This is a genomic window from Gemmatimonas groenlandica (assembly GCF_013004105.1).
GTDB classification, from domain to species: Bacteria; Gemmatimonadota; Gemmatimonadetes; order Gemmatimonadales; family Gemmatimonadaceae; genus Gemmatimonas; species Gemmatimonas groenlandica.
Genome location: NZ_CP053085.1, coordinates 3,986,047 through 4,009,736 on the forward strand (window position 1 = coordinate 3,986,047; position 23,690 = coordinate 4,009,736).

Genomic DNA, 23,690 nt, shown 5'->3' on the forward strand with positions numbered 1-23,690 from the left:
CGTGAGAATCCGTGTGTTGTCCGTGCCAATCCGCGGTCAAAGCTGTTCTGTGAAGATTGCGGCACAGGTCTGCTGCGCTCGGCGCACCAGAGGTGGCTAACGCGCTACGGCGCGATCACGTCGCGTTCGGCGATCACGAACAGCGTGTCCTGCTCCGACCGCTCGTACATTCCCGTGCCGGTGAAGCTGGAGAAGGCCGGTAGCACCCCGACACGGGGGCCGAACACGAATGCGGCGAGACGCGCGTGCTGACGGCCGCGGCCGAACACCGAGACGCACGGATGCAAATGTCCCGCCAGCACGTAGCCATCCGCGTGCTCTGCCGGCTCGTGCACGCCGATGAATGGTCCGATGGCAAACGGCGCATCCACGCAGACAATATCCAACGAAGCCGGTGGATCGCCGGCATGCGCGTCGTGATTGCCGCGCACCAATGTGATCGCGACCTCCGCATGCACCTCACGCCATGCGCCGATCGTGGCCAGTGTATCGGCATGGCGTCCGGCGCGTGCGTGCAGCAGATCGCCAAGCACCACCAGATGGGTTGCGGCCGTGTCGTGCAGCACGCGGGACAATCGCGCCAGATCGCTGGCCGTGGTGCCAAAGGGCACCGGCACGAACGCGGCCCGAAATGCCGCCGCCTTGCCCCAATGGAGATCGGCGACGATGACCATGCGGCGCTCGGGAATCCAGATCGCACGGTCGGGCAAGAGCACCAGCTGCTCACCAGCAACGGAATGGATAACGGCGCCGGCGGGAATCGCGCTCCCCGTCACTTCACCACCTTCGTGGCACGGCCCTCGTGCGCACGGAACGTCATCGACGTGCCCGATCGCGTCGACTTCTCGGCCGACACCGTCATGCGACGCACGCGATCCGCCAGCTTCTCCGAGCTCACGCGCGACCGCGTGGAGTCGACCAGCAGCGGAAAGGCGAGCGGGGTCGGGCGATCGACATCGATCACGCGCACGATGCTCTCGGACAGGCGCTGCAGCACACGGCCCAACCGGCTCGATTCGAGCTGCCGCTCGAGCACCTCTCGGCGGGCCTGCTGCACCAACAGGTTCTCGGGATCGTAGTTCACGAATACATCGTACAACAATCCACTTGACGCTTGCATCTGCTTCACCGATTTCGACTGTCCCGGATAGCCTCCGAAGATCAAACCGGCGACGCGCGCGATCTCCCGGAACTGACGACGTGCCAATTCGGCGGCATTGAGACTGTGCGTGATATCGTGCAGCAGGTGCTCCGTCGTCAGCAAGCCCGACTCCAATGCCTCCTCCAACGGTGCCGCGTCGGCGGTAAGCAGCTCGAATCCATAGTCGTTACAGGAGAACGAGAACGAGATCGGCGTCAGCTGCGCCATGCGATACGCAAAGAGCGCGGCGAGCCCCTCGTGCACCAAGCGGCCTTCGAACGGATACACGAACAGGTGATGACCATCGCGGGTTTCGCATCGCTCGATGAGCAGCTCATCCGGCCGCGGAATGATGCTGCGCTCGGCCTGCAGAGTGAGTACCGGCTGTACCGCCTGCATCTCGGGATCGCTGTATACGCCCTGTCGCGCCTCCTCGAGCTTCGCCCGTACCGCGTGCGAGAGCTCGGTGCTGAGCGGCATGCGGGCGCCCTGCCAGCGCGGAATCGCCCCGGTGATGCCCTTCGCCTTGCGCACCCATGCCGTGAGATCGCGCAGCCGCACAAACTCCAATGGTGTGCCGGCGAAGATGAACTTATCGCCGGGGGAGAGTCGAGATACGAAAGACTCTTCGACGGTGCCGAGTCGGCCGCCTTTGAGATAGCGCACGGCGATGGCCGCGTCACTCACGATGGTGCCGATGTTGAGCACATGTCGCATTGCGACACGGCGATCGGTCACCACGTAGCGATCCCCCACGAGTTGAACCCGCGCATACTCGGGATACGCCTTCAGGGCATTGCCGCCGTGCGTGACGAAGTCGATGACCCAATCGAGCTCCACATCGGTCAGCAGCCGATAGGCCCGAGTGGAACGCAGCTCCTGCAGCACTGCGTGGCGGGTGAATCCACCGCCCAGTGCGAGCGTGACGAGATGCTGCGCCAAGAGATCGAGCGGACGATCGAGCGGCTCGCGACTCTCGATGGCGCCGGCGCGCATCGCATCTCGGGCGGCGGCCACTTCGACCAGCTCGAAGGCATGCGTGGGCACGCACAGAATGCGCGAGACGCGGCCCGGCGAGTGCCCCGATCGGCCGGCGCGCTGCATCAACCGCGCGACGCCTTTGGGGCTGCCGATCTGCATCACCAGATCGACGGGTGAGAAGTCCACGCCAAGATCCAGCGAGCTGGTGGCCACCACGACGCGATAGCGCCCCGTCTTGAGTCCGTCTTCCACGTCTTCACGCTGCGCGCGTGAAAGTGAACCGTGATGGATTGCGGTGAACTCGAACCATGCCGGGTTCGCGGCGATGATGGATTGAAACCAGATCTCACATTGCGAGCGCGTGTTCGTGAACACGATCGCACTCTGCGCCGACTCGAGGCGTTGCATCACCTCGGGCAACAGTTTGGTGTTCAGGTGCCCCGCCCACGGGAATCGGTCCATGGTGTCGGGTGTGAGCGCCTCGACCTGCGTATCCTTGGGTACGATACCGCGTACGAGCCGACGGGCATGCGGCGCACCATCGGCGCGATACCCGAGGAGCGTATCCGCTGCGGTGTCGAGATTGCCGAGCGTGGCCGACACACCCCACGTGCGGAGCTGCGGACAGATGCGTCGCAGACGCGCCAGCGCCAACTCCACCTGCGCGCCGCGCTTGGTGGAGAGCAGCTCGTGCCACTCGTCGACCACGATGCAGCGCACGTCCGAAAAGATCGCCTCGTGATCCTTGCGACAGAGCAGCAACGAGAGTGATTCCGGTGTGGTCACGAGCGCAGACGGCAACCGGTCGCGCTGTCGCGCACGTCGAGCGGCGCTGGTATCTCCGGTGCGCGATTCGACGGTCCATGGCAGGCCCATCGCTTCGATAGGCTCGCGCAATGCCTGCTCGGTGTCGGCGGCAAGCGCACGCAGTGGCGTAATCCAGAGCACGCGCAGCGGTGCTCCATCGGCACGACGACGCAAAGTGCGCGGCGCCTCATGCTCAGCCAGCGCTTCGAGCACGGGCCCCATCCACGCGGCGTATGTCTTGCCGGTGCCGGTCGCGGCGTGAATCAGCCCAGACTCGCCGTTGGCATAGGCGCTCCACACTTCACGCTGAAAGGCGAACGGACTCCAGCCGCGCGCCGCAAACCACTGTTCGAGCCGCCCCTCAGCATCACTCACCGGCATGCCCCGCGGTGAGCAACGCCTTGACCGTTTCCAGCGTGTCCGCCTCGTTGGCCGGCTTGTCGCGACGCCACCGCGCCATGCGCGGAAAGCGCACCGCGATGCCACTCTTGTGGCGCGTGCTGCGCTGAATGCCCTCGAAGGCCAGTTCGAACACGAGCTCCGGCTTTACCGTACGCACGGGCCCGAATTTCTCGAGTGTGTTGCGACGCACGAAGGCGTCCACCTCGCGGATCTCGGCATCGGTGAGTCCTGAATACGCCTTCGCAAAGGGCACGAGCGCGTCACCGTCCCAGATGGCGAACGTGTAGTCGGTAAAGAGTCCGGCGCGGCGACCGTGACCGGCTTGTGCGTACACCAACACTGCATCGACCGTAAGCGGATTCACCTTCCACTTCCACCAGTCGCCGACCTTTCGACCCACCCCATAGGGCGACGAGCGACGCTTCAGCATCAACCCTTCAGCCACCATCTCGCGCGAGCGTTCGCGCGCATCCCGCGCGGCACTCCACGAGGACACGTCGACTACCGGTGACAGGCCCATCGACGCACCGCCGGGCAGCCGCGACACGATGGATTCGGCCAGCGCGCGACGCTCGTGCATAGGCCGGTCACGCACATCAACGCCATCCGCTTCGAGACAATCGTACACGAGAAGATGACATGGCACGTCGGCGAGCAGTTTCTTGCCCACCGTCTTGCGACCGATGCGGCGCTGCAGCTCGCTGAACGGCATTGGTGCACCGTCACGCCACGCCAACAGTTCGCCGTCGAGCACGGTGCCATCAGGCAACCATGCGGCGCTCGCTTCGACCTCGGGAAAGCGATCGGCCAGCAGCTCCTCGCCGCGGCTCCACAGGAACGTGCGTCCGCGACGACGTACCAGCTGCGCGCGGATCCCGTCCCACTTCCACTCCAGCTGCCAGTCGTCGGGCGGGCCCAGTGATTCGAGCTCGGCCTCGAGCGGATACGCGAGATAGAACGGGTATGGACGACTCCAGTCGGCGTCGGTGGTTTCAGTGGCGACCAGCTGCGTGAACCACGCCGCGCTCGGCTCCCATTGTCCCATGAGTCGATGCGCGATCGACTCGGCAGCGATCCCGCTCACCTGCGCGAGTGCGCGCACCACGAGGCCGTCGGACACGCCGACGCGAAAGGCGCCGGTGAGCAGTTTGTTGAAGAGGAAGCGTGAGGTGCCGTTGAGCTGCTGCCATGCGTGCAGCAGCGCGTCGCGTTGCACATCGCTGTCCATGTGGGCGAGTGGCAGCAGTCGCTCCTCCACCCACCAGGCAAGCGTCTGCTCGTCGTTGGCGTCGCTCTCGGGTACCAACAAGGAGATCGTTTCGGCCAGATCACCGGCCTGCGCGTAGCACTCTTCGAACAGCCACGCCGGAACATCGGCGGCTTGGGCGGCCCACGTGCGCAGATCGGGGGCGCGTACCAGTCGCTTTGGTCTGCGACCCAACAGAAACGCGACGGCCCATGCGGCATCCGGCGCTGATGCCGCGTGGAAGTACGCCACCAGAGCGGCGACCTTTTCGCTGGTCGCCGTGGTGGCATCGATCGCGTCGTACAGCGCGGCGAACTGTCTCACGGCGCCACGTCCGCGGCCGAATCAATGGCGGTGTCGACGGCCGCATCATCGCGTTCCCCTTCGTAGCGTGTCGCGATGGCCCGCGCATCGAGTCCGTGGTCATTCAGCCACTTCACTACGGGGCCGGTGAACCCGTGTGTCACCCACACCCGTTCGGCGCCGGTCGCGCTGATCGCACTGAGCAACTGAGGCCAATCCACGTGATCGCTGAGCGTGAAGCCCATGTCGACGCCGCGCCGTCGTCGTGCGCCGCGCACTTGCATCCAGCCGCTGGCGAAGGCGGCGCGTGTGCTGCCGAAGCGACGCGCCCATGCCGACCCGTCGACGCTGGGTGGCGCCACCACGATCGCCCGCGAGGTGGCGGACGCCTTCGTCGCGGTGAGCGCATAGATCGTGCTGGGCATCGCAATGCCACCGTCGCGGTACACCTGCGTCATCCGTTCCACGGCGCCGTGCGTGAGGATCGGCCCGATGGAAGGGTCGAGACCGGCCAGCATGCGCTGCGCCTTGCCCAACGCGTAGCCGTACAGCAACGACACCTGTCCGTCACTCGCGTTCCTGGCCCACCACGCGTTGATGTCGGCGAACACTTGCTGCTGCGACGGCCACCGGTATATCGGCAATCCGAACGTGCTTTCCGTGATGAACGTGTGACAGCGTACCGGCTCCCACGCGGCGCAGGTGGGATCGGGGTCGGTCTTGTAATCGCCGGACACCACCCAGACCTCACCGCCATACTCGAGGCGGATCTGGGCTGAGCCCAGAATATGTCCGGCCGGATGAAACGACACCGTGACGCCGTTGATATCGCGCCTTTCGCCATAGGCGATCGATTCGAGGCCGGACGCCGATGCGCCGAGTCGTTCGCGCGACACGCCTTCGCCATCGCGCGCCACGAGGTAGCGCTCACATCCCCAGGTGAGGTGATCGCCGTGCGCGTGCGTGATGAGCGCGCGCGGTACGGGAGCCCACGGGTCGATGTAACAGTCGGCGGCGGTACAGTAGAGCCCGCGCGCGGTCTCGGTGAGCAGGGACATGATCTTCTGAGTGTCCGACTGCTCGCCGAGGTTCCCGGTCCTCGGAGAAGGCCGTCGGGAACCGAGGGCTGCCTCGACGCACCCTCAGAAACTCAGCGTGAGCCCGCTCGAGAAGAACGAACCGCCCAGCGCCACGTGGCGCTGGGTCTGCTGAACAGACGGACGGCGGCTCAGCGCATTCAGTGTTTGATAAAGGTCCCCGCCTGCAATTCGCGCATCGCGACCTGCAGCTCAGCCTGCGTGTTCATCACGATCGGACCATACCACGCCACCGGCTCCTTGATCGGGGCGCCAGAAACGAGCAAGAAACGAATACCCTGCTCGCCGGCCCGAACCACGACCTCATCGCCGCTGTCGAAGAGCACGAGCGACCGATTGCCGGACATGTCCCGCACGAGGTCGTCGTCGTTGCCCGCCGTCCGCTCCGTCAGCACGCCCATCGGGTCCGAGGCATGACGGAACGTTCCAGTCCCTTCAAAAATGTAGGCGAAGGTACTGCGATATGCGTCGACCGGCAGCGACTTCGTGCGACCCGCCGGGACGAACACATCGAGATAGCTGGGATCAGCCGCAATGCCGTCCACCGGACCACGCTTTCCCCAGAACTCGCCGCAGATCACGCGGACCGTGGTGCCGTCGTCGTCCACGATTTCGGCGATCTCCTTCGACTGCACATCCTGATAGCGCGGGGCCGTCATCTTGAGCGACGAGGGCAGGTTGGCCCACAGCTGGAAGCCGTGCATGCGTCCCTGCGAGTCGCCCTGCGGCATCTCATGGTGCACGATACCGCTGCCGGCGGTCATCCACTGCACGTCGCCGGCGCCCAGCATGCCGCGGTTTCCTAGCGAGTCGGCGTGCTCGACGTTGCCGGCGAGGACGTACGTGATCGTTTCGATGCCGCGATGCGGGTGCCAGGGAAAGCCCGCCTGGTACTGCCGAGGCACGTCGTTGCGGAAATCATCGAACAGGAGGAACGGGTCGGTTTCGGACGTTTCACCGAACCCGAAGGCACGGTGGAGGTGTACGCCGGCGCCTTCCATGGTCGGTTGGGCCTGAACGATTCGCTTGACGGGACGGATAGACATTGCGTTCTCTCGGTGTTGGGATGCTCTTAATGTATCTCAGTAATGAGAGAAAACAAGCTGCTTCTTCAGAAGCCGAACGAATCCATGCCCGAGCTGATCGGCCGAGGCGGAGGCGGCGTCGGCGCCTCCCCGAAGATGTCGATCGACCGCATCGCGACGTCGATGGTCGCCAATGCGGCCTGCAGCTCGGCCTCGGTTTTCCGGATCTCCCAGCGGTACAGCGGGCCGGCCGTTGCCAGTACCGCGACACCAGCCAACAGGGCGCCGGCCAGTGCCGGCCCCCCGATGGCGGCTCCGGCGAGCAGCAACGCCTTCTTGCCGATCGCCGCACCAATCAGGCCACCGAAGGCGCTGCCACCGCCGGCGATGATCCCGTAGCCGGCGATGTTGGCCGTGAGCCCCTCTCTCAGGCTGACGTGGATGGTGACCTCGCAGGCCTTCGTACTGCCCGGCGCGGCAGCGAGCGACACACGAAGCTCGGGCACGTACACGCCGTAGCGAGTCCACGTCCACTTGTAGTTCCCATCGACCATCGCCGGAAGATCGAACACCAACACGCCACCATCGAGAGGGTGTCCCCCCAGTGTATCGCGTAGCGCCAGTGACCACGGCGCTGCCTGGAGTGACCGGCCCAGCACCTGAAGTACTGCGCGAGGTGCGGCCGCGAAACGGCGGGTGACGGACAGGGTGCGTTGCGAGGTGCCGAACAGGCGTGTGGCGAGACTCTCCTTCCACCGCGGCATCGGCTGCGCGCGCTGCACAGCATTGGGCGACGCCCGGAGCTCATCGAGGGCCAACGCGACGTATCGTTGTGAGATGCCGGCCTCAACCGCGGCGGCCTCGACATCGCGCAATCGGTACGCATCGGTCGGTAATGACGCATCACTGGTCGAATTCTGACCAGCTGCTGTCGCGCCATCTTGTGCCTCGACCGGCACCATCGAGGTCGCAACGAGCTGCTTCGAACCCGCCGTCGCCCGCATTCTCGACTCCAGACGCGCCGCTGCCTCAGCCTGCAATTCCGCTGCGCGACGCCAGATCAGCATGGCGTCGTCGCTCGAGAGCGCGGTCTGACCGTTGTCGTCACGGGCCGCGCTTTCGACCGCTTGTAGTGCCTTGCCCAGCGCGTCGGCCAGCTCCTCGCCGTTGGCGAAGCGGTCGTCGGCCCGCTTCCGCAGGCATTGGTCGATCACGGCGGCCAAGGCTGGCGGCACCGACGGCGCGACCGATCGGAGCGCCGGTGGCTCCTTGGTGGCGTGAGCGACCAGGATCGCCTGCGGTGCCGATCCCTCGAAGGGGAGGCGGCCGCTGAGCGCCAGAAAGCCGATGCACCCCAGTGCGTACAGATCGCTGCGGCCGTCGAGCGGCTCCCCGCTGGCCTGCTCCGGGCTCATGAAGTGGACCGTGCCCAGCACATAGCCATCTTGCGTCAGCGCCGGGTTGAAGTCCGATCGGGCGATGCCGAAGTCGGTCACCACCGACCGGCCGCTGCCGCGCTCGAGCAGGATGTTGTCGGGCTTCACATCCCGGTGCACGATGCCGCGGGCGTGCGCGTAGGCCAGCGCCCAAGCGACTTCGCGCAGCACCCGGACCACGTCGGCGGCGGGCAGGGCGCCCCGGTCGCGGATCCGTTCGCCCAACGTCTCGCCTTCCACGAATCCCATCGCGAAGAAGGCGAAGCCGTTGATCTCGTCGGCCCGGTACACCGGCACGATGTTGGGATGCGACAGCTGCGCCGCCATCCGCGCTTCCCGAAGAAAGCGCTCCTTGGTCTCCGCATGCTCGGCCAGTTGCGGTGGCAGCACCTTGAGCGCGACCAATCGATCGAGCCGTTCGTCGCGCGCCAGCAGCACGATACCCATGCCGCCGCGTCCAAGCTCCCGCTGGATTTCGTACTGGCCGCGCAGGGCGGATCGGACCGGGGCGACATCGCCGGGGGCGGATTCAGCGTGCAATGACATGTGCGGAAAATTACGTGCGCGCGCACTGTCCGGTTACACGGGAGGGTCCTGCGGCTCGAAAAACGGGGCGGCCACGCTGTTCGCGCGACCGCCCCGACTCTCGACCCTGCAGACCTGGTGGTGCCGGACTACTTCTCCGTGTCCAACATCGCCTTGATCTGGTCGCGTGCGTCCAGCAGGTGGGCGCGGGTGTTCCGATCACCGGCGCGGCCCACGGCCGCTGCCAGCTCACGATCGAGCGTGCGCATCTCGTCCTTGAGCAGCGGGCGGAAGTCGCGGGTATTCACGACCGCCTGCCCGAACAGGGCGGCCAGCACCGCGTCCTGCGGATTCGCGGCGGGCGGCTTGATCTTGGACGCCATGGCTTCGAGATAGGTGGCCTGCAGACGACGACGGTACGCGTCGATCGGCTTACCCACGTAGATCTCGCTGAAGAGACCGCGGCGGAGGTCGGTGAGCATCTCACCCAGCGTGTACACCTGCGCCTTGTTCGTGGCGATCGCTTCGAACTCCACCATGCGCTGCAGCTTGGCGTTCTGCACCAGCGACGACAGGGTGCGGGCCTGGGCACCGCTGACGCGGTTGATGTTGCCGTCCGACTCGATCTTGCGGAGGATGTCCGGCTTGATCATCGCGGTCGGCGTGGTGAACACCTCGTCGTTCAGGAAATTCATCGCGGCCTTCTGACGGGCACGCGGCACCATCGTCCACACCGGCCCGCTCTGGCTGACGGCCTTTTCCTGTTTGTCGAGGCCACCGACCACTCGCGTCACGTGCTGCGCTTCGGTCGCCCACTGATTGAGCACGCCGCCATACGTGGCGCGCAGCAGCGAGTAGTCGGCCGTCTTGTCGGTCGTCGAGGCGGGCACGACCAGATCCACGATGCGACGCAGGTTCTTGAAGCCGAGGCGCGTGGACTTCACGGCGTCGGCGTCACCGATCGCTTCCGACTGCTCGCCGGGATCGACCTGCCCGCCGCCGTAGCGGTACCACGGCACGGTGTCCTGCATGCGGGCCCAGCTGTCGAGCGTGGACTTCTCGTCTTCCGGGCGCTTCGCGTTCGCGATGGGCGTGTAGCCCCATTTCACCGCGAACATGTCGTAGGGGCCGACTTTCGGCACCAGATCGCCGAGCGGGATGCCGTCTTCGGGCTGGGCGACGTAGTTGAACCGCGCGTAGTCCATGATCGACGGCGAATGGCCCATCTTCGCGACCCACGTCTTGCTGCGGACCGAGTCGACGGGGTACATCGAGCTACTCTTGAAGTTGTGCGGGAAGCCGAGGGTGTGGCCGACTTCGTGGGCCGCAACGAACTGCACCAGACGTCCCATCAGTGAATCGGGGAACGGGAACGTCTGCGCGCGCTTGTCGAGATGGCCCACCTGCGAGAAGTACCACTCGCGCTGGAGGTCCATGATGTTGTGATACATCTGCACGTCGGCATCGATGATCTCGCCGCTGCGCGGATCGACCGTGCTCGGTCCCACGGCATTGGCCACCGGAGACGGCAGCCAGCGCACCATCGCGACCGACGCGTCTTCACCGGAGAAGTCGGGATCGGAGGGCACGACGCCCGCCACGATACCCTTGGCGAAGCCGGCCTGTTCGAACGCGCCCTGCCACTCCTCGATGCCGGCCTTGATCCACGGCTTGAGCCACTCGGGCGTGGCCGGGTCGACGTAGTAGGTGATCGGCTTCTTCGGCACGCAAAGATTGCCGACCTTCTGGTCGGAGCACTCGAGACGCCAGCGTGAGATGTACCGGCGCGGCAGCACGCGCTGCTCGGGCGAACCGAAATCGGTTTTGTTCGGGCCGAAGAACCCGACGCGCGCGTCATTGAAGCGCGGCATCATCGGCACGTCGGGGAGACGGACGACCGAGAAGGTGTACGCTTCGGTGGTCGCTTGCGCGCCGCCGAGGTTTAGCCCCGGAATGGCGATGCCACCGGCGCCCTGCGGTGTGAAGGTCTGCGTCGCGGTGACGTTCACGTTGCGGGTGAAGGCCGCGAACTTCTCGATGTAGGAACGCGTGGGGTCCACGGCGGCACGACGTCCGCCGGCGGCGAACTCCTGGATGCCTCCGGTGAACATGCGCGTCACTTCGATGACGGCCGCGCTGTCCTTGCCGTACGCTTCCACGTTCAGGGCGGCGATGATCGGATAGAACTCGATCAGCGACATCGCGCGACGCGTGGAGAGCATGCTATCGGTCGCGACGTTGTTGTAGTTGATGTCGCGAATGAGGATCCGATTATCGCGGCGCTCGAAGCGCACCACGCGATCGGGTCCGAGCGTGCCGTTGATGCCGATGCCGGCGGGCGTGCCGGCGAGCACCGTCGTGATCACGAAATCCTTGCCCACTTCGGCGGCCGGGATCTCGAAATACAGACGCGAGCCAACCTGGTGCACACCGAAGACGCCGGTCTTGGTCTTGGCGCGCGGGGTGATGACCGTGGCGTACGGACGCGGCACGGGGTCAGCTCCACCGCCTCCGATACCGGCAAGGCCCGCCGCGAGTCCAGCAGGGAGACCGCCAGCGGGCGGCTGGCCCGGTGTCGGTTGGCCCGGAGTCGGCTGTCCGGGCGTCGGCGTGCCATTCTGGCCAGCGGGGCGAGCGGCAGGCGTCGGAGCGGGCGTCGGCTTCTTGGCCGGCTGACACGCTGCGAGCGCGAGCCCTGCCGCGGCCAGCGGGAGAGAGCGAAAGCGCATTGGACCTGATCGGAAAAGGGGGCACCCGCACATTTGACGGGCTCACCTTGAGTCTAGCTAAAAGCCGCGTGAGAGGCCAACGCGCAGCATGCGCGGTTCGACGGGATGGAAATGCACGTCCGCCACGCCCGCTCCTGACTCTCCGGCCAGCCGAGACGCGTAGAAATACTGCACGTCACTCGACCGGGCATTGCTCGCGTTCAGCATGCTGGCTGTGAGTCGGGTGCCGCGGATGGTACCACCAACACTCAGATTCAGCAGCGTGGTGGGTGTACCGCGCACACGGTTGTCCTCCGTGAGCGCACTCGATCCGAAGTGACGCACACGAGCGACGGCGTGCACGCCCCGACGCGGCTCCCAGGTGGCACCGGCCGTGATCACACGTTCGAGTGCACCGGGAATGCGATCGGCATCGCGACCGACATCGGCGAAGCGTGCGCGCGTGAACGACACGTCGGTGTCGAGACTGAGCGTGCTCACTGGCTTCACGAAGTTCGCCATGGTGACTCCCACGCGATGCGTTCCCCCCAAGGCCTCGGTGGTGCCCGCGTCGCCGACGAACAACAACTCGCTATCCAGGTTCAATGCCCAGAGCGATGCGGTCGTACGCAACCATTCGCCACGCGATGTCCGGAGGCCCAATTCTGCCGCGCGAGAACGCACCAGCGGGTTGACCGGTGTCGCGGGGTCGCCGCTGACCGGGTCGAAGCGAATGGTGGTGCCGCGTGCGTCGTTGCTGTGAAATCCGAGGCCGCCTCCCAAATACAGCTCGGTACCACTGACCGGCGAAAAAACCAAGGATGCCTTCGGACTTCCAATCGTTGCCAGGCGCGTGCCGCTGTTGCGTGAGTCGTTGCTCTGCACGTGGAAGTCATACCAATCTTGCCGCACCCCAAGCACGGTGCGCACGCGCGGGCTCCAATGCGACTCGAGACTGGCATACGCTCCGGCGCTCCCTTGGCGAATATTGTCACGGCGTACCGTGTCACCACGTACGCGCCGATCGCTGCGATACAGTCCCACCGCGATATCGTCGCCGCGCAATTGCACACCGGTGCGGAGCGCGTGTGCAACACCGGACACGATGCCAACTCGGGTCAACTCGAGGTTCACGCCGCCAATCGTGCGACGATCGGTCTGATTGATCTGATCACCACGTCCTGCGTTGTCGAGGAAGTAGGTGAAATTCGAAAACAGATTGAGGTCGTGACGCACGACAAACGCATCGATGGCGAGTTTGCCACGCCGCTGTGTGCGCGTCCATGACAGCGAGAGGCTGTTGCGCGAGGCGTCGCCGCCGAGCGTGGGGTCGACCTGTCCAAACCGACCGATAGCTCCGGACGCGAACGCGCGCGCCGGAATCTGGTCGGTGGCGTTCCATTTATTCGCATAGCCCAAGGCCAACACCGAGATCTCGTCGCGCTGGCCCGTGTACGTCCATCGCGCGAGGCCACTGAACTTCCCCAGCCGCTGGGGCTGCTCCCACGGTCCATCGTACTGCTTCGCTTCGCCGCCGACGATGAACTGGTTGCGGCGCGTTGATGCGCCGGCGCCCAGTACGGCACGTCGGAAGCCAAAGGCCCCGGACTCGAGCAAGGCAACCGGCTTGAGGAGTGATCGCGTGAGGTGCAGCGTGGCACCGCCGGCGCTGCCGAAGTCTCCGAGTTCGGCGTACATCGGCCCGAGCTTGTACTCGAGGTGATCCACGAACTCAGGAATGAGCGGATTCAGATAGGTGTAGCCGTGCCCGTGGCCGTGCGTGGGAAGATTGAGCGGCATCGACTCGAGACGGGTCTGGAAGTCGGTCCCGTGATCGAGGTTGAATCCGCGCACGACCATTTGATTGGCTTTGCCGTCTCCGCTGTGCTGCGTGAGGATCATGCCGGGCACGGCTTCGAGAATCTCGCCCTCACGCTGCAGCGGACGCAGGCGAAGGTCGGCGCGACCGATGCGCCCTTGAGACGCGCTGGAGGCAATGCCAATCAGGTTATCCGCGCGTCCGCGTACCTGTACGGCGCGCAGTGTGGTTGAGGCGGCCGAGTCAGTCCGCTGCTTCCGCGCGGCGCTGCTGTCTGTCTGCTGTGCCAAGAGCGGTGCTGCAGCGACGAGTCCGCTGAGCGCGACGGCGAGCAGTCGGCAGGATGCATCGCGAGAATCGCGCATATGGAAGGCAAGGGTAGATGAGAGGTACCAAATGGACCCAAGGTTCGCAAACCCGTTGCAATACGCCGGCCGCGATCCGCTGGATGGTGGAGGGGGGGCGAGGGGTGCTGGCGCACGATGTGCAATGGTTCATACATCCAAGACGCCGTCAGCGTCGTAGTCCTCGGGTCGGGCAGTCAGGCACTGCACCTCCTCTCCGTTCTCGCGTCGATCGCGAGCGGCTCGGACTCTACCCTTCCCACACATAGGAATTCTCTGTGGACATCTCCTTTCTCTCACGACGCGCCTCGCGCGTCGTCGCGCTGGTCGCCGCCGTCGGCTCGATCGGTGTGGCCGGCGCGGTATACGCATCGGATCACCAGGATACGCCCGAAGTCGAGCTGAATCCGCGCATGGACATCAATGATGTGTATGCGTTCCCCGGCTCCTCGGCCGATCGCATTGCGCTCATCATGACCACGTCGAGCCCGATTGCCGGCACGACGGCGTCGTTCGATCCGGATCTGCTGTACCAGCTCAAGGTCGACAACAGCGGCGACGCGATCGAAGACTTGGTGTTCCAGGTCACGTTCGACAATGGCGTCGGTGCAGCGCAGAAGTACACGGTGCGTGGCCCCGTTGCCCCGACGATGACCGGCACGAAGTCGTCTCTCGTCACCACCGGCCCGGTGCTCACGGGCACGGTCGGCAGCATCGGCGGCTCGGCCACCGGCACGCAGGTGTTCACGGGCGTGCGCGCGGATCCGTTCGTGATCGATCTCGAGCAGTTCTTCAACATCATTCCGGACCGTCGTCCGTCGACCGGCGCGCTGTCCGGCCCGGCCACGCCGACCGCTACGGCATTCCGTACGCCTGGCATCGACTTCCTGCGTCCGTTCAACACGCTCGCGATCGCCATCGAACTCCCGAAGGCCCTGCTGCAGTCGAACACGGCCGCGACCGCCAACTTCGGCGTCTGGGGCACGATCAGCCGATGAACGCCAATCTCAACTCTCACGGAGCCCTGCGCATGCGCCGCTCACTCGCTACTCGTCTGTTCACCGTCGCGCTTGCCCTTCCGTTGTTCGCTGCGTGCAGCGATGACGACAACGGGGGCACCATCACTGACCCAGTCGTCACCACCCCGCGGGTATACTCGCAGGTCGAACGCCTCGGCAATCCGCTGGTGAGCGAAGTGTTCTTCGCCAAGCGCGATCACGGCTTGCACAACACGACTGCGCCGGCCACCGACATCACGAACGGCTTCCGCACCAAGATCAAGGCGTTCACCGATGCCTTCAATCGTGGCAACACGATCGGCACGACGCTGGGTGCGGTGCTGGTTCCCGACATGCTCATGGTGTATCCGAATCGTGCGGGCACGACCTCGGGTTGGCTGAGCTGGGCGCTGGCCAGTGGCTACGGCGGCCGCAATCTGAAGGACGATGTGGTCGATGCCGGTCTCACGGCGACATTCGGCAACCTGCTCGACCCCGCTGCCACGGTATTGCCCGGCCTGACGTCGGACAACATCAGCACGTCGGTGCGCACGTACGGCACGGCGTTCCCGTATCTCGAAGCGGCGCGATGAATCCCCGGCTGATGATGTGGCCGGCGGTGATTGGTCTCACGATCGCCGGTCTTGGCGGAGTGGCCTACCACCAGGCGATGGCCGTAGATCTTACGGTGCCATCGGCAGTGGGCACCGCGGCCACATCATCAGCAGTCGCCTCGCGCGAGTCAAAGCGTGAGGCGGAGCGGGCGCAACGCGATGTGCAGATCCGCGTTTGGAATGAAGCGCTGGCGGCTGATCCCGTCAGCGCGGTCTCAATGGGACAACTCGCCGCGCTGCACCTGCAACGCGCCCGGGAAAGTGGTGTGTTTGATGAATATCTCACGTCCGAAGCGTTGGCGCGTCGCTCCTTGTCGACGCGCACACGACGCAATGCGGCTACGGCGGTCACGCTGACGAATAGTTTGCTGGCGCAACATCGCTTTACCGACGCGATGGACGTGGCACGTACACTGGTGTCGTGGGAACCCGAGCAGCCGGCCTATCGGGCCTTGCTCGGCGAAGTCGCCATGGAACTCGGTGATGATTCCACAGCCGCGACCATGTTCAACTCGGTATGGACGGCCCGCTCCGGACTGTCGATCGCTCCGCGCGTGGCGCGATGGCTGGAACTGACGAATCACGTCGAGAAGGCACGCCGCGTGTTGAACGCGGCGCGCACGGAGGCATTGGCCCGTCGCGATCTGAGTACCGAGACGAAGGCCTGGTTTCATCTGCGCGTCGGAGATCTCGAGCTGCGTGCGGGTCGTGCCCGGGATGCCGCCACGGCATACCGCGCCGGACTCGCGCTCGATGACCAGGATCCCCGCCTGCTGGCAGCCATGGCGCGACTCGCGGAGCAGCAAGAGCAGCCCGCGGCGGTCATCGCCTGGGGGGAACGTGCCATCGCCGTGCGCATGGACCCGGCCACCCTCGGACTGCTGTCGAAGGCCTACACGACGCTCGGCGACCACGCGAAGGGGCGCGAGTATGCGCAAACGCTGGCGGTGGTCGCATCGGCCCAACAGGGGCCGTATGATCGCGCGTGGAGTCTGTACCTGCTGGATCAGCGGGAGCAGGTCAACACCGTGCTGGAAAAGGCGAAGGCCGAGCTGGAGACGCGACGCGATGTGTACGGGTATGACCTGACGGCGTGGGCGCTGTATCGGGCCGGCCGCTTCAGCGAGGCGCGTGAGATGATGGCGCAGGCGATGCGGCTGAACACGCCGGATCCGCTGCTGCAGCATCACGCCGCGATGATCGCCGCCGCTCCAACGGTCGTGTCGGCGAGCCGCGAGACGGCGGGCCGATAGATGCTCTCTGAACTCGTCAGCTTCGCGGCTCTCGGCTTTCAGCACATCGTCGCCATCGACGCGTTCGATCACATCCTGTTTCTGCTGGTACTGGCGGCGATCTATCGTGGTCGTGACTGGCGCCAAGTGCTCTGGGTGATCAGCGCATTCACGATTGGGCACTCGATCACGCTGGCGCTGGCGGTCACGAACGTGCTGGTACTTCCGCCGCGCCTCGTCGAGTTCCTGATACCGCTGACCATCGTCGCCACTGGCATCGAGAATATCGTGCAGCGCTCCCGCGCCGCCCAGGGCACGTTCTCACGGCATCGCGTGCTGTTCGCCGCGGGGTTCGGCCTGGTGCACGGCGCCGGCTTTGCGGGATACCTGCGCAGTCTGTTTCTCGACTCGATCGCGGTGCCGCTGGTGGGATTCAACCTCGGCATCGAGGCTGGGCAAATCGTCGTGCTCGCCGCGACGGCGGTGCTCTTTCGCCTCGTTGACGGCGGATTGTCGGTCGCTCTGCCGTCGCGCGATCCATTTCCGCTGCGCCTCACTGCAGTGTCACTGGGCGTCACGGTCATCGCCACGGGCTGGGCGTGGCAGCGGTTTCCGCAATGAAACGCGTGGCCGTGGTGCTCCTGATGAGCCTCGCGCTGGCTTCGCCGGCGCGGGCGCATGCCATTCATACCACGCATACCACCGTGACGGCCGACGCGCAGGGCTATACGCTCACGGTGCGAGCCTTCGCTGACGACTTGTCGGCGTCGGTGGCGCGTTTCAGCGGGCGCACGCCGCCGGCTGATTCGTCAGTGCGGGTGCCCGAGTTGGTCGCCTATGCGACGGCGCGATTGACGCCGACGACCGCGGCGGGCAAACCGCTGATCATGCAGTCGTGCGGCGTGAAGCGAATGCAGGATGCGTACGTCCTGTGTTTCCGCCTTGTCACGGCGACACGCACCGCGCCGCTACGGCTGGGCAATCAGATGCTGTCGGAGCTGCACGCCGATCAGGTCAATATTGTGCAATGCGACGTGGCGGGCAGTCGCCGCACCAATCTGTTCACGCGCGGTCGCGCGGCAACGGCCATTGTAGAACGTGGGGTGTGCGCGGCGTCATAACGACGGTCCGCACACACCCCACGCCTTACTCCCTACTTAGTTTTTCGGGTCGAGCATCTTGGCGATCTGATCGCGGGCATCTTCGAGATGCGCCTTGCTCATGCGATCGCTGGTCTTGGCGATGGCTGCAGCGAGATCGGCGTCGAGTGCCCGCATCTCACTCTTTAGGATCGGACGGAAATCCGCCGTGGTGACCGGAGCCGGTGCACCACGGGCGCCAGCTGGCGCCTGCTGAGCCGCCGACGCGGCGGGCGGGTTGATCTTGCTCGCCATCGCTTCGAGGTACACGCGCTGCAGACGACGACGGAAGGCGTCGATCGGTGCGCCCGTTTCGATTTCCTTCCACAGGCCGCGACGGAGATCGGTGAGCATGTCGGCCACCGGATACACTTCACTCTTCGACTTGGCCATCGCTTCCAGCTCGACCATGCGAGCGAGGCGGTCGTTGCTGACCACCGACGCCAGCGAACGCGCTTGTGCGTTGCCGACACGGCTCAAGCTGCCGTTCGACTCGATCTTGCGCGTGATGTTCTCGTCGAGCAGCCACGTGGGCGTGGTGTACGCGTTGTCGAGCAGGAACTGGAGCGCGTCCTTCTGGCGCTTGGGCTCCACGTTCTGCCAGACGACGCCCTTCTGACCCACCAGCTTTTCCTGCTTGTACTCCGAGCCGATGATGCGGGCCACGTGGCCCATCTCGGTGGCCCACTGACCAACGGTGCGGCCGTAGATCTCTTCGAGGTCGTCGTACGTGCTGCCGTCCTTCCACGCCGTGGCCGACTCCAAAATGGCCATCGTGCGCTTGAGGTTCTTCACGCCGAGCGTCGTGGCTTTCACGGCATCGGCATCACCGACCGCTTCCGACTGCTCACCCGGATCTGCACCCTGCGCGCCGCCGTCGTTGGCGAACCGGTACCAGGGGATCGTGTCCTGCATCTTCGACCACTTGTCGAGCGTGGCCTTCTCCGCTTCCGGCGTCTTGGCGTTCGGAATCGGCGAGTAGCCCCACATCACCGCGTACTTGTCGTACGGACCGACCTTCGGGATCAGGTCGTCGAGCGCGATCCCGTCTTCCGGCTGCGCCACGTAGTTGAAGCGTGAGTAGTCCATCAGCGTGGGCGTGTGGCCATTCTTGGCGACCCACGTCTTCGAGCGCACCGAGTCCAGCGGATACATCGAGCTGGCCTTGAAGTTGTGCGGGAAGCCGAGCGTGTGTCCCACTTCGTGCGCCGTCACGTACTCGAGCAAACGGCCGGCGAGTGAGTCGGGGAACGGGAACTTCTGCGCGCGCTTGTCGAGATGGCCGACCTGCGTGAAGTACCACGAGCGACCGAGGTTCATGACGTTGAGATACGTCTGCACGTCGGCGTCGATGATCTCACCGGTGCGCGGATCCTTGAGCGACGGACCGACGGCGTTTTCGGTGGCCGACGGGAGCCAGCGCACCATGGCGACGGTGGCGTCTTCGCCGGAGAAGTCGGGATCGTTGGCCGGTGCTTCGGCGGCGATGATGCCCTTGTAGAAGCCGGCGGCTTCGAAGGCCACCTGCCAGTCTTCGATGCCCTTCTTGATCCACGGCTTCAACCACGCCGGCGTAGCGGGGTCGAGGTAATACGTGATCGGCTTCTTGGGGACGCAGAGATTGCCGACCTTCTTGTCGGAGCACTCAAGGCGCCAGCGCGAGATGTATCGCTTGGTTTCCACGCGCTGTGTGGCGCCGGAGAAGTCACGCTGATTCACGCCGAAGTAGCCCACGCGCTCGTCGAGCAGGCGCGGCTGCATCGGCACGTCGGGCAGCTTGGCGATCGAGAAGGTGTACTTCTCGGTCGTTGGTGCCGTCGCGGCGGCACCTGCACCCGGCGGGCCACCTGCACCGGGCGCTCCGCCCTGCGGCGTGAAGCTCTGTACGGCGGTGACGTTCACGTTGCGCGAATACGCGGCGAAGCGATCGATGTACGAGCGCGCGGCATCGACCGTGGCGCGACGACCGAGTGCGGTGTATTCGGCCACGCCGCCGGTGAACATGCGCGTGACTTCAACGACGGCCGAGCTGTCGGGGCCGTACGCTTCGATGTTGAGCGCGGCGAGAATCTTGGTGACGCCGATCAACTCGGCGGCCATGCGCTGCGACGACGCGGTGTCGGCGATGATGTCGCGGTAATCGGCTTCGCGCACGAAGATGCGATTGTCGCGACGCTCGAAGCGCACGAGGTTGTTGCCGCCCTGCGTGCCACGAATGCCGATCTCGTCGGGCGTGCCGGCGAGCGTGGTGACGATGACGTAATCCTTGCCGAGCTCAGCGCGCGGGATCTCGAAGTAGAGACGGCTGCCGACGGAGTGGACCTTGAACACGCCACTCTTGGTGACGGCGCGCGGCGTGATGACGGTGCCGTAGGGGCGCGGCTGGGGGTCCTGCGCGGCGTTGGCGCCGCCCTGGCCGCCGGGCTGACCACCGCCCTGGGCTCCGCCCTGATTCGGGGCGCCGGCGGGACGACCGCCCGGTGCTGCGGTGGGGGGGGCGGCGTCGGCGCGGGGGGGGGGGCGCGGGGGTCGGCTTCGGGGCGCAGGCGCCGAGCACGAGGCCGGCGGCGGCGATCGACAGTGAAGCGTGTCGCATGCAGTTCAGTTCTCTGGGAGGGGACGTTGCCCGGGGGCGCGTTGTGGCGCACCGGCAGACGCAGTGTAACGCGCGGTGGTGGCGGGGTGCTGACGGGTGGTGGTCCCGGAACTGAAAACTGGCAACTGCCAACCCCTTAGGGAGCAGGGAGGAGGGTGTCAGGGAGGAGGGGGGGGGGGTGAGCCGCGTGCCGTTGCTACTTCCTCCCTCCTCCTGAGACCCTCCTCCCTGCCCCCTAAGCTGTTGGCTGTTATCGCATCACCTGCACCATCCAATCCGCCAACGCGCCCAGCACGTCGCGCCGCACCCGCGTGTCCTTGAGCGCGGTGTAGCCGCCCGGCGCGCCGGAGGGATCAACCAGGAACAGATGATTCGTGGCAGGGAAGTGGCGCAGCGTGACGCGCGTATTGCCGCTCGCCTTGAGAATGGTCGCGATGGAGTCGGCTTGCTCGGGGGTAACCTGCTGATCGGTGTTCCCCTGCAGGATCAGCGTGGGCTGCTTCACGCCACGCAGCGCGGCCGAGGGCTCGGTCCGCATGAAATAGCCCATCCACGGATTGGTGGCGGCGATGGAATCGAGCCCCTTGGGAACGGTGCGGCGAATCGAATCGCGCTGCGCCTCGGTGATCTGCGTAGCCGACTTGATGGCGTTCTCGTTCTGGAATTCTAGGATGCGACGGCCGTTGTAGGCGGGGCCTGCCAACAGCACGACGGCGCGGAGCGTGGGATCCTTGGCGGCCACGAGCGGCGCGATGAGTCCCCCTTCGCTATGTCCGGCGAGCGCGATGCGGGTGCCGTCGACGTCGGAGCGCGTGCGCAGATATGCCACGACGGCCGCCACGTCATCGGCGAAGTCGGCGCTGGTGGCGTTGGCGCGTGATGACGCGCCGCCGCTGGCGCCGACGCCACGATCATCGAAGCGCAGCACGGCGATGCCGCGGCGGCCGAGCGTGTCGGCGATATCGCGGAACGGTGCGTAGTTGCGCACGATGCTGATGCGCGAGTCGCGGTCCTGCGGGCCGCTGCCGCTGATGGTGATTACCACCGGCAGCTTGGCGGCGCCTTTCGGACGCGTGAGCGTGCCGGCCAGCGTGTAACCGCGCGGCGTGGGGATGACCACGTCTTCGGCGGTGTACGGCGCACCGGCCGGCGCACTGTAGTCGATCTTCACTGGCGCTGTCGTCGCGCTGGCGGTGCCAGTGGCGGCGCCACCCGAAACGCCGCTGGCGCGCACCACGCGCAGATTCTGCGCGGGAATGCTCATCTCGCGTGGTCCGCCGTTGGGGTCCCACAGAATGCGCACGTCCATCCCCGCAATCGAGAACACCGTGGTGTCTCCCTGCTCGGTGACGGACGCCGTCATGGTGCGGCCGCCGTTGGTGAGAAACACCGGCAGCGAGGTCTTCTTGGCGCCGCGGGCGTGATCGGCCATCAGCGCACTGTGCAACACCGAGTTGCCCACGAGCGCCACCGCCCCGATGGCACTCGCCAGAGTCTGCTCGCTCGTAGTGCCATTCGCTGAGATGGTGAGCTTGGCGCTGTCACCGACCATGTTGACCACGACGTTCTGGGTCGGGAGCCCGGACGTCGGCGCGCCGGGTGCAAACACGGACAATGTGAGGCGCCCGGGCGTGGTGTTCACGTGCTGCTGCTCCCAGCGAATCACCGGTGCCCCGCGCATGGTGAGCAGCCCCACGATCGATGATGGACCGGGTGTGACCACTTCCGTGCCGAGCGTGTCGATGCTGCGCAGATACACGAAGTGGAAGGCGGGCGCGGGTTGGGCGCGCAGCGAGGTGGCCAGGACGGCGCCAAGCACGAGCGCCACCGCCGCGGCCAGCAGTGCGATGATGCCGGCGCGACGCGAGCGATTGAAGATGACGTGCAGCATTGAGGAGTACCGTGCGAGTTATGAGGACTCGTGGTCGATATCGTCGACCGGGGTGTTGCGATCAGCCGGCGCCTGCTTCGACACGCGTCCGGCATCCCGGAGCGCGCGCCGCAGCAGAAATTCGATCTGTCCGTTGAGACTGCGCAGGTCATCGTTGGCCCAACGCTGGACTGCGTCGAGCACATCGCGGTCCACGCGAATGAGGAATGACTTGCGTTCAGCCATGAGACGTCGCTCCCGTGCTCAGGAGTACAGTGTCCCGGTGTTGACCACCGGATGTACTGAACGATCGGAGCAGAGCACGACGAGCAAATTGCTGACCATCGCCGCTTTGCGTTCGTCGTCGAGCGTGACGATCTGGCGAGACGACAGCGCGTCGAGCGCCATTTCGACCATGCCCACGGCGCCCTCCACGATCGTCTGTCGCGCCGCCACGATTGCGCTGGCCTGCTGGCGTTGCAGCATGGCCGCCGCGATCTCGGGAGAGTAGGCCAAGTGGCTGATGCGCGCTTCGATCACTTCGACGCCGGCCGTGGCGAGCCGGTCGTGCAACGCTTCGAGCAGGCCCTTGGAGATTTCCGTCGGGTGCGTACTGAGGGCGATCGCGTCGTCGCCATGGTGGTCATAGGGATACGACGACGCCAAGGCGCGCACCGCTGATTCGCTCTGCACGGCGACGTACTGCACGTAGTCGTTCACCTCGAAGATGGCCTCGGCGGTGTCGATCACCTTCCAGACCACGATGGCACCGATCTCGACGGGATTCGAGCGCGCGTCGTTCACCTTGAGCTTGTTGGTCTCGAAGTTCCGGATGCGCAGCGAGACGGCCTTCTTGCTCATGAACGGGTTCGTGAACCAGAGCCCCGGCGTCTTGACGGTGCCTTTGTAATTGCCGAACAGCGTGAGGACCTTGCCTTCGTTGGGCGCGACCGTGAACAGGCCGGGCATGCAGAGAAACGCGAAGAGCAGAATGACCAAGCCGATGGCGACCTCGAACCCGCTGTCACCGCGTGCGCCATTGGCGAAGACATAGCCGCCGGCGATGACGGCGACGACGAGCAGGAGCGCCATGAGGATGCCAGGGGATGGCTTGGCCTGGATTTCGCGGAACATTATGTAAACCTCTGTGGAGGGGTTTGGTATTGAAGTGATATCACTTCAGTATCGCCGTACGCAATGAGGAGGGAGCGGGTTTCAACGTTGGGGCTGGGGGCTGTGGGCCATCGGCCATGGGCCATCGGCCATGGGGTTCCTTCAGTACTCAGCTCTGAGTTCTCAGGGAGGCCCACAGCCCACAGCCCAAGGCCCAAGGCCCATGGCCCCCATGGCCCATGGCCCATGGCCCACCGTCCCCCTCCCCCCGCCGTCCGAAAAAAAACCAGTCTT

Annotated in this window: 17 protein-coding genes; 5 read left to right on the plus strand and 12 right to left on the minus strand. The window is 65.6% G+C overall.

Annotation, left to right across the window (positions count from 1 at the left end; all coding sequences use genetic code 11):
• Positions 1-104: 104 nt before the first annotated feature.
• The 8 genes from pdeM to HKW67_RS17015 all read right to left on the minus strand — a co-directional run bounded on the left by pdeM (position 105) and on the right by HKW67_RS17015 (position 13,855).
• On the minus strand, positions 105-776 hold the full coding sequence (gene pdeM, locus HKW67_RS16980) for a ligase-associated DNA damage response endonuclease PdeM (protein ID WP_171226522.1): 672 nt from the start codon (positions 774-776) through the stop codon (positions 105-107).
• A complete protein-coding gene (locus HKW67_RS16985) occupies positions 773-3,310 on the minus strand; it encodes a ligase-associated DNA damage response DEXH box helicase (RefSeq protein ID WP_171226523.1) in 2,538 nt (845 codons plus the stop codon). The genes pdeM and HKW67_RS16985 overlap by 4 nt, the downstream gene beginning before the upstream one ends.
• Positions 3,297-4,901 carry an ATP-dependent DNA ligase gene (locus HKW67_RS16990; protein ID WP_171226524.1) on the minus strand — a complete coding sequence of 535 codons (1,605 nt, stop codon included), beginning with the start codon at positions 4,899-4,901 and terminating at the stop codon, positions 3,297-3,299. The genes HKW67_RS16985 and HKW67_RS16990 overlap by 14 nt, the downstream gene beginning before the upstream one ends.
• Positions 4,898-5,938, minus strand: coding sequence for a ligase-associated DNA damage response exonuclease (locus tag HKW67_RS16995; RefSeq protein ID WP_171226525.1), 1,041 nt, complete (start codon positions 5,936-5,938; stop codon positions 4,898-4,900). Before HKW67_RS16995 ends, HKW67_RS16990 begins: the two co-directional genes overlap by 4 nt.
• Positions 5,939-6,117: 179 nt before the next feature.
• Positions 6,118-7,023, minus strand: coding sequence for a pirin family protein (locus HKW67_RS17000; protein WP_171226526.1), 906 nt, complete (start codon positions 7,021-7,023; stop codon positions 6,118-6,120).
• Between the two features lie 65 nt (positions 7,024-7,088).
• The gene (locus tag HKW67_RS17005) at positions 7,089-8,984 is read right to left on the minus strand and encodes a serine/threonine-protein kinase (protein ID WP_171226527.1); all 1,896 of its coding nucleotides are present in this window, start codon (positions 8,982-8,984) and stop codon (positions 7,089-7,091) included.
• 128 nt (positions 8,985-9,112) lie between these two features.
• Entirely contained in the window at positions 9,113-11,692 is a 2,580-nt protein-coding gene (locus HKW67_RS17010; RefSeq protein ID WP_171226528.1) for a zinc-dependent metalloprotease, read from the minus strand.
• A gap of 57 nt (positions 11,693-11,749) precedes the next feature.
• Positions 11,750-13,855, minus strand: coding sequence for a TonB-dependent receptor (locus HKW67_RS17015; protein ID WP_171226529.1), 2,106 nt, complete (start codon positions 13,853-13,855; stop codon positions 11,750-11,752).
• A 257-nt stretch (positions 13,856-14,112) separates the two neighbouring features.
• Here HKW67_RS17015 and HKW67_RS17020 point away from each other — a divergent pair, with 257 nt between their 5' ends.
• From HKW67_RS17020 to HKW67_RS17040, 5 genes are read left to right on the plus strand one after another with little or no spacing between them, the layout of a single operon-like run.
• Positions 14,113-14,832: a DUF4331 family protein gene (locus HKW67_RS17020; protein WP_171226530.1), complete on the plus strand. Its 720-nt coding sequence runs from the start codon at positions 14,113-14,115 to the stop codon at positions 14,830-14,832.
• Positions 14,833-14,864: 32 nt separating this feature from the next.
• The gene (locus HKW67_RS17025) at positions 14,865-15,425 is read left to right on the plus strand and encodes a DUF4331 family protein (RefSeq protein ID WP_171226531.1); all 561 of its coding nucleotides are present in this window, start codon (positions 14,865-14,867) and stop codon (positions 15,423-15,425) included.
• An 11-nt stretch (positions 15,426-15,436) separates the two neighbouring features.
• Positions 15,437-16,699 carry a tetratricopeptide repeat protein gene (locus HKW67_RS17030; RefSeq protein WP_171226532.1) on the plus strand — a complete coding sequence of 421 codons (1,263 nt, stop codon included), beginning with the start codon at positions 15,437-15,439 and terminating at the stop codon, positions 16,697-16,699.
• The gene (locus HKW67_RS17035; RefSeq protein WP_171226533.1) at positions 16,700-17,299 is read left to right on the plus strand and encodes a HupE/UreJ family protein; all 600 of its coding nucleotides are present in this window, start codon (positions 16,700-16,702) and stop codon (positions 17,297-17,299) included. It begins immediately after the preceding gene.
• The gene (locus tag HKW67_RS17040) at positions 17,296-17,799 is read left to right on the plus strand and encodes a DUF6702 family protein (protein ID WP_171226534.1); all 504 of its coding nucleotides are present in this window, start codon (positions 17,296-17,298) and stop codon (positions 17,797-17,799) included. Before HKW67_RS17035 ends, HKW67_RS17040 begins: the two co-directional genes overlap by 4 nt.
• 36 nt (positions 17,800-17,835) lie before the next feature.
• On the opposite strand, the gene HKW67_RS17045 is transcribed toward HKW67_RS17040, so the two are convergent.
• From HKW67_RS17045 to HKW67_RS17060, 4 genes are all read right to left on the minus strand, one after another.
• The gene (locus tag HKW67_RS17045; protein ID WP_230981047.1) at positions 17,836-20,148 is read right to left on the minus strand and encodes a zinc-dependent metalloprotease; all 2,313 of its coding nucleotides are present in this window, start codon (positions 20,146-20,148) and stop codon (positions 17,836-17,838) included.
• A gap of 515 nt (positions 20,149-20,663) precedes the next feature.
• On the minus strand, positions 20,664-22,304 hold the full coding sequence (locus HKW67_RS17050; RefSeq protein ID WP_171226535.1) for an alpha/beta hydrolase family protein: 1,641 nt from the start codon (positions 22,302-22,304) through the stop codon (positions 20,664-20,666).
• Between the two features lie 18 nt (positions 22,305-22,322).
• On the minus strand, positions 22,323-22,529 hold the full coding sequence (locus tag HKW67_RS17055; protein WP_171226536.1) for a type II toxin-antitoxin system antitoxin: 207 nt from the start codon (positions 22,527-22,529) through the stop codon (positions 22,323-22,325).
• Positions 22,530-22,547: 18 nt separating this feature from the next.
• A complete protein-coding gene (locus HKW67_RS17060) occupies positions 22,548-23,417 on the minus strand; it encodes an SPFH domain-containing protein (RefSeq protein WP_171226537.1) in 870 nt (289 codons plus the stop codon).
• Positions 23,418-23,690: the final 273 nt, after the last annotated feature.